The sequence below is a fragment of the Aeromonas sp. ASNIH2 genome, from assembly GCF_002934795.1.
GTDB lineage: Bacteria > Pseudomonadota > Gammaproteobacteria > Enterobacterales > Aeromonadaceae > Aeromonas > Aeromonas caviae.
The window spans coordinates 1,323,301-1,335,836 of record NZ_CP026406.1 but is presented as its reverse complement, the minus strand read 5'-3'; the positions used below and the strand labels follow the sequence as shown (position 1 = coordinate 1,335,836).

The window sequence follows — 12,536 nt, the reverse complement described above, 5'->3', positions numbered from 1 at the left end:
CTTTACCATTACGCCCCTGAAAATCGGGAGAATTATCCATGTTACGCGGTAGTATTGTTGCGCTCGTTACCCCCATGCTGCCCTCGGGCGACATCGATTGGGTCAGTCTGGCAGCGCTGGTGGAATATCATGTGGATGCCGGGACCAGCGCCATTGTCGCCGTGGGAACCACGGGAGAGTCGGTCACCCTGAGCGAGCAGGAACATATCGCCGTGGTTGAGAAGACGGTGGAATACGCCGCCGGACGCATTCCCGTCATCGCGGGCTGCGGCTCCAACAATACTGCTCACGCCATCGCCCTCTCCCGGCGTTTCGCCACCATGGGCGTGGTGGCGGGTCTCTCGGTTACCCCCTATTACAACAAACCCACCCAGGAAGGCCTCTATCGTCACTATTGTGCGATCGCCGAGGCTAGTGGTCTGCCTCAAATTCTCTATAATGTGCCCGGTCGCACCTGCTGTGACCTCAAACCCGAGACGGTGGCCCGTCTGGCCAAGGTGCCCGGCATCATAGGTTTGAAAGAAGCGACTGGCGATCTTGGCCGTACCCCGCTGCTGCGCGAACTGTGCGGGCCGGATTTTGCGCTTTATAGTGGCGATGACGCCAGCGGATGTGATTTTATGCTGCAAGGGGGCGATGGTGTCATTTCGGTCACCACCAATATTGCGGCGCCCCAGATGGCCGACATGTGTCGTGCTGCCCTGGCCGGTGATGCCGGGCAGGCTCATGACATCAACAATCGATTGATGCCGTTGCATCAGACTCTGTTCTGTGAACCGAGTCCCATCCCGGTGAAATGGGCCTGTGCCCGGCTGGGATTGATGGCGACGGCGACCTTGCGTCTGCCCCTGACCGATCTCACCCCCGAGGGGGAAGCGGCGATGGCGCGAGCACTGACGACTGCGGAGTTGATGGCGAGTGTTTAAAGCAAATGGAAAGGGAAATGCAGTGCGCCTGGTACTGAGTGTCGCGACGGTGGCCGTGCTGGCTGCCTGCAGCTCACCCCAGGAACGCAAAATGGCCAACCGTGGCTTCGAGTATGAAGAGAGCCGCCTCGAAGGCCGCGCCTTCCTTGTGCCCGCCGGGTTGAGTACCCCCGCCTTTAACAGCAATTTCGACATTCCGGCTCTGCCCGAGAGCAGCCGTGAGGGCGCCCTCGGGGCCAAGGTGGACGTGCGTCCGCCCGCCCAGTTGCTCACCGTGGTGCCCGGAAGCCAGGTGGTGGCCAATGCCAGCGAGCCGACCGTCGCCTTCTATGCCCTCAGCACCTCCCAGAGCGTGGAGCGCGATACATGGGCCTTCCTGATGAATTTCCTGGCCGAACACAAGGTCACCACCGAGAAGCTGGACCAGCAGGACGGCGTCTTGCAGACCGGCTGGTTTGACAACTCAGCGGTGCTCGATGGCTGGGCGGAAGATGACGATGACTTCAAGATCCGTCAGCGTTACCAGTTCACCCTGCGCAACGATGTGCAGCGTCACGCCATCAAGATGTCGGTACGGGTGCTGGATCACGAAGAGACCATCGACGGCGAGACCAGCACTGTGCTGACGCCGGCGGACGCCCAGCGTTATGCCACCCGCGCCCTGAACCAGTTTTCCCTCTATTACGACAAGCAGCTCAAGGCCCGTGAACAGCACAAGTCCAGCGATGGCATGGGGCTGGAGCTGGGTCTGGACAACAACGAGCTGAGCGCCTGGATTGCCGAAGGGTCGTTTGACCAGGTGTGGCGCCGCCTCAATCAGGTGCTGCCTGCCTATGGTTTCACCATCAAGGATACCCAGCAGTCCCTGGGCTGGATCGACGTGGAATACGATGAGCCGGACAGCGAGTTCTGGAAGGCCAAGGGAGCGGAACCCTTCAAGCTCGAGGAAGACAAGTATCGCTTCCAGCTCGGCGAGATGACGGGCGGCAAGACCTCCATCACCCTGTTCGACAAGGACAAGAAGCCTGTCGCATCCGGTGTCATCTCCCAGATGTACATCAGCCTGTCCGAGGCCTTTGCCAAGGGCTTGGCCGATCAGGGGGCGAAGTAAGCATGGAAACAGGGGCCTCGCGCCCCTGTTTTGTTATGTCCGGGTTGCCGCAGGGCCAGCGTGCAGAGCCGGTTGCCCCGGGCCTGAGTACCTGATGATGTGAATCCCCCACAGACAGGGGTCTGGTGCCCCTGCCTAACTAGTCCCACAACAGGAAGTGTTATTAGCCATGAGTCTTGCAGATCAAGTATTGGCGGTGAACGACGATTTGCCGATCCGTACCGATAAACCTGTCCATTCCGGCAAAGTGCGCAGCGTCTACTGGTTGACCCCGGCAGACAGTGCCCGGCTCATTCGGGAGAAAGGCTATGATGTGCCGGCCGATACGCCCCTGGCCCTCATGGTGATCAGTGATCGCATCTCGGCTTTCGACTGCATCTGGCAAGGGGTGGACGGTCTGAACGGCGTGCCGGGCAAGGGCGCGGCGCTCAATGCCATCTCCAGCCACTGGTTCAAGCTGTTCAAGGAGCAGGGGCTGGCGGACAGCCACATCCTGGACATCCCGCACCCCTTCGTCTGGATCGTGCAAAAAGCCCGTCCCGTGATGATCGAGGCCATTGCCCGCCAGTACATCACCGGCTCCATGTGGCGTGCCTACAAGGATGGTGAGCGGGAATTCTGCGGCATCACCCTGCCGGAAGGGCTCAAGAAGGATCAGAAGCTGCCCGAGATCCTCATTACCCCGTCCACCAAGGGGATCCTCAAAGGGCTGGATGGCGTGCCGGAAGCGGACGACGTCAACGTCTCCCGCGGCGACATCGAGCGCCACCATCAGGCCTTCGGCTTCCGCTCCCCGGCGGACATCGACCGCTACGAGGCGCTGCTCAAAGAGGGCTTCAACGTCATCAGCGAGGCGCTGGCTGCCCTGGATCAGGTCTTCGTCGACACCAAGTTCGAGTTCGGTTACGTGACCGATGCCGCCGGTCGCGAGAAGCTCATCTACATGGATGAAGTGGGCACCCCCGACAGCTCCCGCATCTGGGACGGCGCAGCCCTTCGCGGCGGCGAGATCATCGAGAAGTCCAAAGAGGGCTTCCGCCAGTGGCTGCTGAACCACTTCCCGGATCCGGACATCCTGCTCAACAAGAACCGCATGCCCGAGCGCTTCGCCCTGGCCCGTGACAACAAGCTGCCCACCGAGGTGATGATGGATATCTCCCGCACCTATGTGGGGATCGCCGAGAAGATCATCGGTCAGCCGCTGGTACGCAGTGCCAATCCGAAGCAGGAGATCATCGAGGTACTGCGGGAGCAGTACGGCCTGATCGACTGAGGCCGACCGCTTTTTTTGCCGCAGGCGAACAAACGTTTGCCGGTGGCAGGGGAGGCGTTTGCAACGCAGATGACAAAACGGGCCCCATGACGGGGCCCGTTTTCATTGGGTTGTCCGGAGCGCTCAGCCATTGATCCGGAAGATCTGACCGGTCTGTACCCCCAGTACCGATTTTTTGTAGGCCTGGGCCACCCGGGCGGCGGGTACCGGCACGAAGCCCGGGAAGAAGTCGGCATACTTGCCCATGGACTCTTCCAGCACGGTGGGGCTGACCACGTTGATGCGAATGCCCCTTGGCAGCTCGCAGGCGGCCCCTTTCACGAAGTGCTCGATGGCACCGTTGATGGTGGTGGCGCTCACCCCCCAGTGGATGGGCTCCTCGCTCAGAATGCCGCTGATGAGGGTGATGGAGCCACGGTCGCTCAGGTGGGCAATGGCGGCCCGGGTCAGGTTGATCTGGCCCATCAGCTTGCTCTGAAGCCCCACCTGCCACTGCTCGTCCGTCATCTCGGTCAGGGCATTGAAGGCGACGCTGCCGCTGGCGACCACCAGGGCATCGAAGGATCCGATCTGCTCGAAGAGCGCCCGGATGGAGGCGGGGTCGCGCATGTCCACTCTGGCATCCCCCTGGCTGTGACCGACCCGGATCACCTGGTGATCCTGGGCAAGCAGTTCGCTGACGGCGGCGCCAATGGTGCCGGAGGCACCCACAATCACAATCTTCATATCTATCGCTCCTGGTTGAGATGAGTTGATGATAGTGGGATAAAAAGGGAGAAAAAGCGCTTATGATGAACCCATTGTTTCCATATTGGTGCTAATGATGGATATCACCCACCTGGCCAGTTTCTATGAAGTGGTGCAACGGGGCAGTTTCTCCGCCGCTGCCGATGCCCTGGGGGTGAGCAAGGGGATGCTGAGCCGCCATGTCAGCGCCCTGGAGTCCGCCCTCAATGCCCAGCTGCTCCAGCGCACGACCCGCAGACTCAGCCTGACCGAGGCGGGGCGGGTGCTTCACCAGCAGGCCGGCGAGATCTTCGCCCTGGCCCGGGAGGCGGAGGAGGGGATCCGCGCCCTGACCGAGGAGGACAGCGGCCGCCTGCGCTTCACCTGCCCGGTCAGCACGGGGGAACGCATGGTGAGCGAGCTGCTCGCCCGTTTTGCCGAGCTCTGTCCCGGCGTCCAGGTCGAGCTCAACTTCACCAATGCCATGATCGACATGAGCCAGGGGGAGAATGACATCGCCCTGCGGGCCATGGAGCTGATCCCCGACAACCTGGTGGCCCTGCCGCTCGGCAGGCTCAAGGATGTGGTGGTGGCAAGCCCCGCTCTGCTGGCGCGAGAGGGGATCCCCGCCACTCCCTATGAGCTGGGGGGGCGCTCCTGCCTGCTGCAGGGCCACAACCCGGACTGGGAGCAGTGGCACTTTCGCCAGGGGGAGGAGGAGGCGCACATCCTGGTGCAGGGGCGAGTGCGGGCCAACCACTACAGCACCCTGCTGCAACTGGCCCGGGCGGGCATGGGCTTTGCCAAGTGTCCACTGATGCTGGTGGAGGCCAGCCTGGCCCGAGGGGAGCTGGTGGCCGTGCTGACGGAGTGGCAGACCGGCCTGCACCCGATCCATGTGCTGCACGCCCAGCAGCGCCGGGTGCCGCGCAAGATCCGGCTGTTCAAGCAGGTGCTGGCCCAGTGGTTTGCCGAGCGGCCCCATTATCTGCTGGGGTGAGCCTGCATCCCGTTATTTTTCTGTCATCTGGGGCTGCTACCCTGCGCCCTTCATCGCGAAAGGAGAGTCAGGGAATGAAGCGTCATCAGGGTTGGGCAGGGGTTGCGCTGCTGTGCTGCGGCGGTGTGCAGGCCGAGGTCAGGGTCGAGGTGCCCCGGGATTTCCAGATCCTGGCGGTGAGCACCGGCAAGGTGCAGGACGAGCAGCATGCCGTGCTGGCCGACGGGGAGCAGCAACTGCTGGTGCGCTACGAGGGGGTGATCCCGAGTCGCAACAGCAGCGACAATGATCGCCAGGTTCGCTCCGAGCCCCAGGTGCTTCGCTATGAGGCCCGCGGGCAGTCGGTGCGCCTGCAGGCTCCCGTGCCTGCGGACGAGGCCGGGATGGAACGCTACGCCAGGGCCCCTGTCCTGGGCCTGGTGGCGGGGGGGCAGCCCCTCGAGGTGCGCCAGGATACGCTGGTGGTGCAGGGGATGCAGATCGGCATGGACTGGCATGCCAGGCTGATGGAGTACAACCGTGGCGAGGGGCCTGCCGTGCTCGCCGGTGCGGCGGATGTGACTGCGGCCGCCGTGGCGACGCCCCGGGCCTCCTCCGTGCCGGCCAGCGCCCTGGAAGGGCAGTTGCAACAGCTTTTCCTGCAGGCGGACCCCGCGCTTCGCAAGCGCTTCATCGGTTGGGCCGTGCCGCGCCTTTAAGTTTGCTCCCCGTTGCAGTAACGTGGGCACATCTTTGATTCCCGATGTGCCCATGTTGATCAGCGAGGCCCCCATGTTTGAATTGCACCCCCGCCTTCAGGCGGATACCCGGATACTCGGGGATCTGCCCCTGTGCCGCGTCCTGCTGGCCAAAGACAGCCAGTATCCCTGGCTGATTCTGGTGCCCCGGGTCGCCAACCTGCGGGAGATCCATCATCTGGCCCCCGAGCAGCAACAGCAGTTGATGCAGGAGTCCTGCGCCGTCGCCACCCTGATGGAGCGGGCACTCGGCCCGGACAAGATCAACGTGGCGGCCCTCGGCAATCTGGTGCCTCAGCTGCACCTGCACCACGTGGCCCGCTTCAGCTCGGATGCGGCCTGGCCCGGTCCCATCTGGGGTGCCTGTCCCGCCATTCCCTATGAGGAGCAGGCCTTGCAAGGGGCGGCTGCCAGTTGGCAAACCCGTCTGGCTACCCTGGATGGATTTCAGCCATTTCTGACTGATAATCCAGTCAAGTGAGAGGTGGCTCGCGCTTTGGGCACCGGGATCACGCAATATGTTAGCGTATCGCGCCGGTGCATGGTGACATGGGCGACACGAGTGACAGCCCCATTATTTCGATCAGCAGGAAGGTTCCATGATAGTGACAAGATCCGAGGATGATGCCGTATTGACCACAGAGGACGTACTGCTGAGCCTGTGCAATTCGGTGACGAGCGTATTGAGTGCGGCGACCCAGACCCAGGTGCGCTTCTCCGGCATGGTGCAGCGGATCAGCAAGACCTGCCTCAAGCCTGACATCGGCTGTTTCGTGCTGTTTGACGGCGGCTTCTCCGGGCTGGTGGTGATCAACTTCTCCGCCGCTGCGGCCATGGAGCTCTACCAGAGCTACATGCTGAGTATGGGGCTCTCCAAGGAGGATCTTGCCATCTCCCACACCTCGGACGAGGTGAGCAACGTCATGGGCGAGCTGATGAACCAGATCGTCGGCAGCTTCACCACCAAGGTGGGGCGCGAGCTGCAGACCCACATCACCCAGAACCAGCCCAAGATGCTGGCGCTCAACAAGCAGGTGATGCTGAGCGTCGACACCAACCTCGACAATCCCGAGACCCGCCGGGTGACCTTCTTCACCGCCAGCAACAACATCTTCTATCTGGAGCTGGCCATGGACAAGACGGAGTTTATCCGGATCCATGATGGCGGCGTGCAGGAGGAGGTGGATCCCGACGAGCTGATCGCTCAGGCCAAGCAGTCAGCCAAACCGGCACCGGCGGCCGCGCCGGCGAGCAACGAGCACGACGATCTGCTGGATTCCCTCGGCATCTGATGGTCGAGGGTTGTGCAAATGAAGAGGCCACCCCGGGGGTGGCCTCCTTGCTTGGGGCGGGTCAGAAGTTGTAAAGCAGCCCGGTACTGAAGCGAAGCGCCTCGGCATCGTAGAAGTCGATGTCGGAGTCGGCGCTGGAGTAGGCCGCGGTGAAGGTGGCGGCAAGGGGTTTGATGCCGAACAGGTTGTGCCAGAAGAAGGTGCCATTGAGGGCGAACTCGCTGGCATCGGCGCGCTGGCCGAACAGGGGATTCGCCTCGTCATACTTGCGCTTGCCGGCGTAGAGGTTGCTCACGATGGACCACTGGGAGGCACGCTTGGCATAGGTCAGCTGCAGACCGGTGTTCTTGAAGCTCTCCGCACTCCCGTCCAGGCGGGCCTCCTTGTAGAGGAAGGCGGGCTCCAGCAACTGGTCGCCGCCGAAGTGGTACTGGTAGGAGAGTGCCAGGTCGTGGACCTTGCCATTGCGGCTCAGCATGGAGGCGTAGTGGGTGCCGTGGGTCAGGTCATATTGCTGGCCACTGCGCTCCTCGTCGAGCTCCACTTCCCGGCTGGTCAGGGTGGCGTAGACGTTGCTGCCCCAGATCCTGTCCCAGGCAAGGCGCACCCCTTTCGAGGTGAGATCGGTGGCGCTGCGATCCACGCCGGTGGCGAAGGGATCGCTCCACACTTCCACCGGCATGAGGTTGAACACCAGGGAGGTGGCGACGATACCCTTGTCACCCATCTCCTGGCGCAGACCGAATTGCTGGGTAAAGTCGAAGCGCACCGCGTCCTGGATGAGGTTGCCGAGGAAGACCTGGGTGCGGGTATCGGCGAAGGTGTAGCGGATATCGGCATTGAGCAGCGGGCTCAGACCGCTTTCGCGGCCGGGGGAGCCCAGATCATCGATACGGCTGTTGCTGTCGTCACCGGCATAGAAGTTGGACTTGTGGCTGCCGGCATTGACCCCGCCCAGCAGAAAACCGGACCAGCCGGTCTGGCGGGGGATCTCCCCCAGATCGGCGTGGGCGGTGGTGGCGACCAGCAGGCCAAGGCTCAACAGAACATGATTTCGCATCGGGTATGCTCCTGACATAACGAATGAGAAGGGTGACAGTGCGCCCCGGTATTCCGGTGGAACCGGTGCTGACTGAGGCGCTACCCCAGCCGGAGTGTGACGTTAATCAATAATTGAATACGCGACGGACAAGAGTTCATGGCGCCGTACTGGTATCCTGTTTGCGCAAGAAAAGGGGAGAAAACAACGAGATGAAGCAGATCAAATCCTGGGCGCAATATTACGTCGACCTGATGACCAAGCTGGGACTGGTGCGCTTCAGCATGTTCCTGGCCACCGCCATCATAGTGCTGGCCGTGTCGATCCAGATGGGGGTGACCCTGTTTTTGCGCGGCACCGTGGACATCGTCGACCTGGTGCGCTCTGTCTTCTTCGGTCTGCTGGTGACCCCCTGGGCCGTCTATTTTCTCTCCATCGTGGTGGATCAGCTGGAGGACTCCCGCCAGCGGCTGACCCGGATGGTGCGCAAGTTGCAAGACATGCGCGAGCGGGATCTCGAGCTCAACAGCCAGTTGCAGGAGAACATCAGCCGGCTCAACGCCCAGATCGCCGAGACCAACCGGGCCGAGACCCTGCGCCAGCAAGCCATCGAGGATCTCGAAAACGAAGTGTTCCAGCGGGAGAAGGCCCAGCTGCATCTGGGGGAGCGTACCGCCCTCTTGCGCTCCTTCATCGACTGCTCCCCCGATCTGGTCTATTACCGCAACGAGGACGAGCAGTTCTCCGGTTGCAACCGCGCCATGGAGGAGCTCACCGGCAAGGTGGAAGCGGAACTCATCGGCCTGACCCCGTTCGATGTCTACAAGCACGACATCGCCAGCAAGGTGGTGGAGACCGACAAGCAGGTCTTCGCCCAGAACGAGCCGCTCACCTATGAGCAGTGGCTGGAGTATCCCGATGGCCGCAAGGCCTACTTCGAGCTGCGCAAGGTGCCCTTCTTCGACCGCTTCGGCAAGCGACTCGGCCTGCTCGGCTTTGGTCGCGACATCACCGAGCGCAAGCAGTACCAGGACAAGCTGGAGAAGGCGAGTCGGGACAAGACCACCTTCATCTCCACCATCAGCCACGAGCTGCGTACCCCGCTCAATGGCATCGTGGGCCTGAGCCGGATGCTGATGGATACGCCCCTCGATGCCAGACAGCAGCAGCAGCTCAAGACCATCCACCTGAGCGCGGTGACGCTCGGCAACATCTTCAACGACATCATCGATCTGGACAAGCTCGACCGTCGTCGGCTGGAGATTGCGCCGGCTCCGCTGGATTTGCCCGCCTTCCTCGACGAGCTGGAGACGCTGTCGCGCATCCAGGCGGAGCAGAAGGGGCTCTACCTGCACTTCGACCGGGACGGCGACATGCCCCAGTTCGTGATGGCGGACGGCACCCGGCTGCGTCAGGTGCTGTGGAACCTGGTGGGCAATGCGGTCAAGTTCACCGATGAAGGGGGCGTCACCATACGCTGTCTCGCCCACACCGCTGATGAACCGGGCAAACTGGCGCTGCACTTCGAGGTGGAAGACACCGGGGTGGGCATTCCCCGTGCCCAGCAGGAGAAGATCTTCGCCATGTACTATCAGGTGCAGGGCAAGAAGCACGCCACCGGTACCGGCATCGGTCTTGCGGTCTCCCGCCAGCTGGTGCAGGCCATGGGCGGTCAACTCTATGTGGACAGCGACCCGGGCGAAGGCGCCTGCTTCACCGCCGAGCTGGAGGTGGACTGCGTCGAGCCCAAGGCCGCGGCCCCGGAGCCCGAGATGCCCTCCCTCGACATCCTGCTGGTGGAGGATGTGGAGCTCAACGTGACTGTGGCCTGCGCCCTGCTGAACAAGCTCGGCCATCAGGTCAAGGTGGCGCGGGATGGTGCAGAGGCGCTGGCCATGGCCAACCCGGATGATTTCGACTTGATCCTGCTCGACATCCAGCTGCCGGACATGACGGGGTTCGATGTGGCGGAGCAACTGCTCGCGCGCTACGGCGACAGCCTGCCCCCCATGGTGGCGCTCACCGCCAACGCCACCGGCGATCGCCAGTACTACCGGGATCACGGCATGCAGGATGTGATCAACAAGCCGCTGGGCTCCAAGGCGGTGCGGGAGGTGATAGGCCACCTGTTTGCGGATCTCGCCGGGGACGAGGCGGACGAGCAGGACGATGTCCACCATCAGGATGCCCTGCTGGATCTGCCCTTCCTCACCGATTACGCCAGCACGGTCGGCAAGCCGGTGCTGCTCTCCAGCGTCGAGCTGTTCGAGAAGATGATGCCGGACTACATGGCGGTGCTCGACTCCAACATGATTGCCAGGGATCAGGCCGGTGTGGTGGAGGAGGCCCACAAGATCAAGGGGGCGGCGGGCTCCATCGGCCTGCGCCGGTTGCAGCAGACGGCCCAGCTTATCCAGAGCCCGGATCACCCCGCCTGGTGGGAGAACGTGGAAGACTGGATTGAAACCCTGCGCCGGGAATACCCGGGTGACATCGCCCGCCTGCGGCGCTGGCTGCTCTCGTAGACACGACGCCTCAGGCAAGGAGCCACGACATGTATGACCGTTTGATCCCCCCCGAGCGCATTCACCCCTGGGGAGACGAAGACCTGCTGGAGGCGACGGAGCAGGACCGCACCCGCATCGTGCAGGCGGCGCCGGTGCGTCGGTTGCAGCAGAAGACCCAGGTCTTCCCGCTCGATGTGAAAGCCTCGGTGCGCAGCCGTCTCACCCATTCGTTGGAGGTACAGGAGACCGGTCGCCAGATCAGTCGCCGCATCCTGGCGGCGTTGCCAGCCGGAGTGGTGTGCGAGGGGGCCTTCATCAATCTGGTGGAGATGTCCTGCCTGTTGCACGATGTCGGCAACCCGCCGTTTGGCCATTTCGGCGAGCAGGTGATGAGTCAGTGGCTTGCCCAGGAGCTGGACAGCCTCTTCGCCCGTGCCCACGACCAGTTGCCGAGCCCCCAGTGGGCAACCCTTCGCCAGGATCTGCTGGTGTTTGACGGCAATGCCCAGAGCCTGCGACTGGTGCACAGCCTCCATGAGCTGAACCTCACCCTGGGGCAGTTGGCGGCGCTGTGCAAATACCCGCAGCAGCCCCTGCCGGGATTGCACCATCCCCAGGGCTATGGTCAGCACCACGGCTGGACCAGCAAGCGCGGCATCTTCTTCAGCGAACAACCCCTCTATCGTGCCCTCGGCCAGAGCCTGGGGCTGGCCGAGGGGTGCCGTCATCCGCTGGTCTACATCATGGAGGCGGCGGACGACATCTCTTACTGCATCGCCGATCTCGAGGATGCGGTGGACAGGCGCATCCTCACCCAGAGCGAGCTGCTGACAGCCCTGCGCGAGGCGGACGAGGGCGGTTACATGGCCGACCTGCTCGATGAGGCGCTTGCCTCTGGTCGGGGGTTCTTCCCCCATTTTCGCCAGCATCTGACCCGGGATCTGGTGGCGCTTGCCGCCCATACCTATGTGGCCGAGCACGATCAGATCCTGAGCGGGGCCTATCCCCAGGCGCTGCTGCACGGCCAGGCTCCGGCAGCCCGGGTACTCGATACCCTCAAGCGGGTGGCTCGCGAGCTGGTGTTCATGCGCCCGGAGGTGGAGGCGCTGGAGCTGGAAGGCTATGCCGCCCTGCGCGGAGTGCTCTCCACCTACGCCTGCCTGCTGGCCCTGCCCGCCAGCCAGTTCGAGCGGCTGCTCGCAGGCAACGGCGGGAGCGAGCTCTTCTTTGCCCGACGGCTGTTCCACCGCCTCTCTGCCCGCCACCTCAAGGCGTATCGACTGGCGGTGGCGAGCCGGGATCCCCGTTTCGAAAAGGAGAGCGAGCAGGAGTGGTACTACCGGGTGCGGCTGCTGCTCGACTATGTGAGCGGCATGACGGATACCTATGCGCTGGAGGAGTTCCGGCTGTTGTCAGGGATTTGACTGAACCTCTTTTTGGCCGCATTCCACCCATATGGGTGGGAGAGATATTGCGTAAAATTCGGTGTTTTTTTACACTGCGGCAACTTGTTCAACTTTCACACGGTAAGGAGACGACCATGCAACATTCCATGTTCAACGTTGCGTTCGATCGCTGCTCTGGCAGCGCGAAGACTCGTGCTCTTTATTTGCCGCGTGGAGGGGACAGGTAACACCTGCTTTTTTCATCACCCGCGGTTGTCCCGCAGGGTGATCACCTCTCTCCGGGGGAACCGCACGTTCAACTGGAGAATATTATGTCTATCGAACTCGCCCTGCTGCGCCACGTAGAGACCCTGGTTCAAAAAAGGATCACCCGGCTGGAGCGTCGCGTCAGCTACCTGCATCTTTCACCTGCCCTGCTCAAAGACATCGGGCTGGAAGGCAAGGAAGTGCAGATCGCCCACATCCGTGAGCGGGAGTTTCAAACCGGTTTCCGGCTCGGGAACCGAATAACCTGATGGG

12 protein-coding genes are annotated in these 12,536 nt (G+C 62.6%); 10 read left to right on the top strand and 2 right to left on the bottom strand.

Going from position 1 to position 12,536, the window contains the following annotated elements:
* The first annotated feature begins 38 nt into the window (after positions 1-38).
* The 3 genes from dapA to C3F36_RS06050 all read left to right on the top strand — a co-directional run bounded on the left by dapA (position 39) and on the right by C3F36_RS06050 (position 3,310).
* Complete coding sequence (gene dapA / locus C3F36_RS06060; RefSeq protein ID WP_029313831.1) at positions 39-926, top strand: 4-hydroxy-tetrahydrodipicolinate synthase; 888 nt, start codon at positions 39-41, stop codon at positions 924-926.
* The gene (gene bamC / locus C3F36_RS06055; protein WP_029313833.1) at positions 919-2,037 is read left to right on the top strand and encodes an outer membrane protein assembly factor BamC; all 1,119 of its coding nucleotides are present in this window, start codon (positions 919-921) and stop codon (positions 2,035-2,037) included. The genes dapA and bamC overlap by 8 nt, the downstream gene beginning before the upstream one ends.
* Before the next feature lie 169 nt (positions 2,038-2,206).
* Positions 2,207-3,310: a phosphoribosylaminoimidazolesuccinocarboxamide synthase gene (locus C3F36_RS06050; protein WP_039040947.1), complete on the top strand. Its 1,104-nt coding sequence runs from the start codon at positions 2,207-2,209 to the stop codon at positions 3,308-3,310.
* 123 nt (positions 3,311-3,433) lie between these two features.
* On the opposite strand, the gene C3F36_RS06045 is transcribed toward C3F36_RS06050, so the two are convergent.
* Entirely contained in the window at positions 3,434-4,036 is a 603-nt protein-coding gene (locus C3F36_RS06045) for a short chain dehydrogenase (protein WP_104454706.1), read from the bottom strand.
* Positions 4,037-4,133: 97 nt separating this feature from the next.
* Here C3F36_RS06045 and C3F36_RS06040 point away from each other — a divergent pair, with 97 nt between their 5' ends.
* The 4 genes from C3F36_RS06040 to C3F36_RS06025 all read left to right on the top strand — a co-directional run bounded on the left by C3F36_RS06040 (position 4,134) and on the right by C3F36_RS06025 (position 7,065).
* On the top strand, positions 4,134-5,036 hold the full coding sequence (locus C3F36_RS06040; protein ID WP_104456004.1) for a LysR family transcriptional regulator: 903 nt from the start codon (positions 4,134-4,136) through the stop codon (positions 5,034-5,036).
* Between the two features lie 74 nt (positions 5,037-5,110).
* On the top strand, positions 5,111-5,734 hold the full coding sequence (locus C3F36_RS06035) for a DUF2057 domain-containing protein (protein WP_104454705.1): 624 nt from the start codon (positions 5,111-5,113) through the stop codon (positions 5,732-5,734).
* Between the two features lie 73 nt (positions 5,735-5,807).
* Positions 5,808-6,254, top strand: coding sequence for an HIT domain-containing protein (locus C3F36_RS06030; RefSeq protein WP_039040966.1), 447 nt, complete (start codon positions 5,808-5,810; stop codon positions 6,252-6,254).
* 118 nt (positions 6,255-6,372) lie between these two features.
* Complete coding sequence (locus tag C3F36_RS06025) at positions 6,373-7,065, top strand: DUF3334 family protein (RefSeq protein ID WP_029313837.1); 693 nt, start codon at positions 6,373-6,375, stop codon at positions 7,063-7,065.
* Positions 7,066-7,126: 61 nt separating this feature from the next.
* On the opposite strand, the gene C3F36_RS06020 is transcribed toward C3F36_RS06025, so the two are convergent.
* Positions 7,127-8,125: a DUF2860 family protein gene (locus C3F36_RS06020; protein ID WP_104454704.1), complete on the bottom strand. Its 999-nt coding sequence runs from the start codon at positions 8,123-8,125 to the stop codon at positions 7,127-7,129.
* Between the two features lie 191 nt (positions 8,126-8,316).
* On the opposite strand from C3F36_RS06020, the gene arcB reads away from it, so the two are divergent.
* The 3 genes from arcB to C3F36_RS06005 all read left to right on the top strand — a co-directional run bounded on the left by arcB (position 8,317) and on the right by C3F36_RS06005 (position 12,532).
* Positions 8,317-10,629: an aerobic respiration two-component sensor histidine kinase ArcB gene (gene arcB, locus C3F36_RS06015; protein WP_041214585.1), complete on the top strand. Its 2,313-nt coding sequence runs from the start codon at positions 8,317-8,319 to the stop codon at positions 10,627-10,629.
* Between the two features lie 29 nt (positions 10,630-10,658).
* Positions 10,659-12,035 carry a dGTPase gene (dgt, locus tag C3F36_RS06010; RefSeq protein WP_104454703.1) on the top strand — a complete coding sequence of 459 codons (1,377 nt, stop codon included), beginning with the start codon at positions 10,659-10,661 and terminating at the stop codon, positions 12,033-12,035.
* 293 nt (positions 12,036-12,328) lie between these two features.
* Positions 12,329-12,532, top strand: a complete 204-nt coding sequence (locus tag C3F36_RS06005; protein WP_041211124.1) for a hypothetical protein — start codon at positions 12,329-12,331, stop codon at positions 12,530-12,532.
* Positions 12,533-12,536 lie beyond the last annotated feature (4 nt).

Bases quoted from the DNA above. Each gene is read 5' to 3' on its own strand.
- dapA (WP_029313831.1), top strand. From the start codon at position 39: ATGTTACGCGGTAGTATTGTTGCGCTCGTTACCCCCATGCTGCCCTCG.
- C3F36_RS06050 (WP_039040947.1), top strand. From the start codon at position 2,207: ATGAGTCTTGCAGATCAAGTATTGGCGGTGAACGACGATTTGCCGATC.
- C3F36_RS06045 (WP_104454706.1), bottom strand. From the start codon at position 4,036: ATGAAGATTGTGATTGTGGGTGCCTCCGGCACCATTGGCGCCGCCGTC.
- C3F36_RS06040 (WP_104456004.1), top strand. From the start codon at position 4,134: ATGGATATCACCCACCTGGCCAGTTTCTATGAAGTGGTGCAACGGGGC.
- C3F36_RS06035 (WP_104454705.1), top strand. From the start codon at position 5,111: ATGAAGCGTCATCAGGGTTGGGCAGGGGTTGCGCTGCTGTGCTGCGGC.
- C3F36_RS06030 (WP_039040966.1), top strand. From the start codon at position 5,808: ATGTTTGAATTGCACCCCCGCCTTCAGGCGGATACCCGGATACTCGGG.
- C3F36_RS06025 (WP_029313837.1), top strand. From the start codon at position 6,373: ATGATAGTGACAAGATCCGAGGATGATGCCGTATTGACCACAGAGGAC.
- C3F36_RS06020 (WP_104454704.1), bottom strand. From the start codon at position 8,125: ATGCGAAATCATGTTCTGTTGAGCCTTGGCCTGCTGGTCGCCACCACC.
- arcB (WP_041214585.1), top strand. From the start codon at position 8,317: ATGAAGCAGATCAAATCCTGGGCGCAATATTACGTCGACCTGATGACC.
- dgt (WP_104454703.1), top strand. From the start codon at position 10,659: ATGTATGACCGTTTGATCCCCCCCGAGCGCATTCACCCCTGGGGAGAC.
- C3F36_RS06005 (WP_041211124.1), top strand. From the start codon at position 12,329: ATGTCTATCGAACTCGCCCTGCTGCGCCACGTAGAGACCCTGGTTCAA.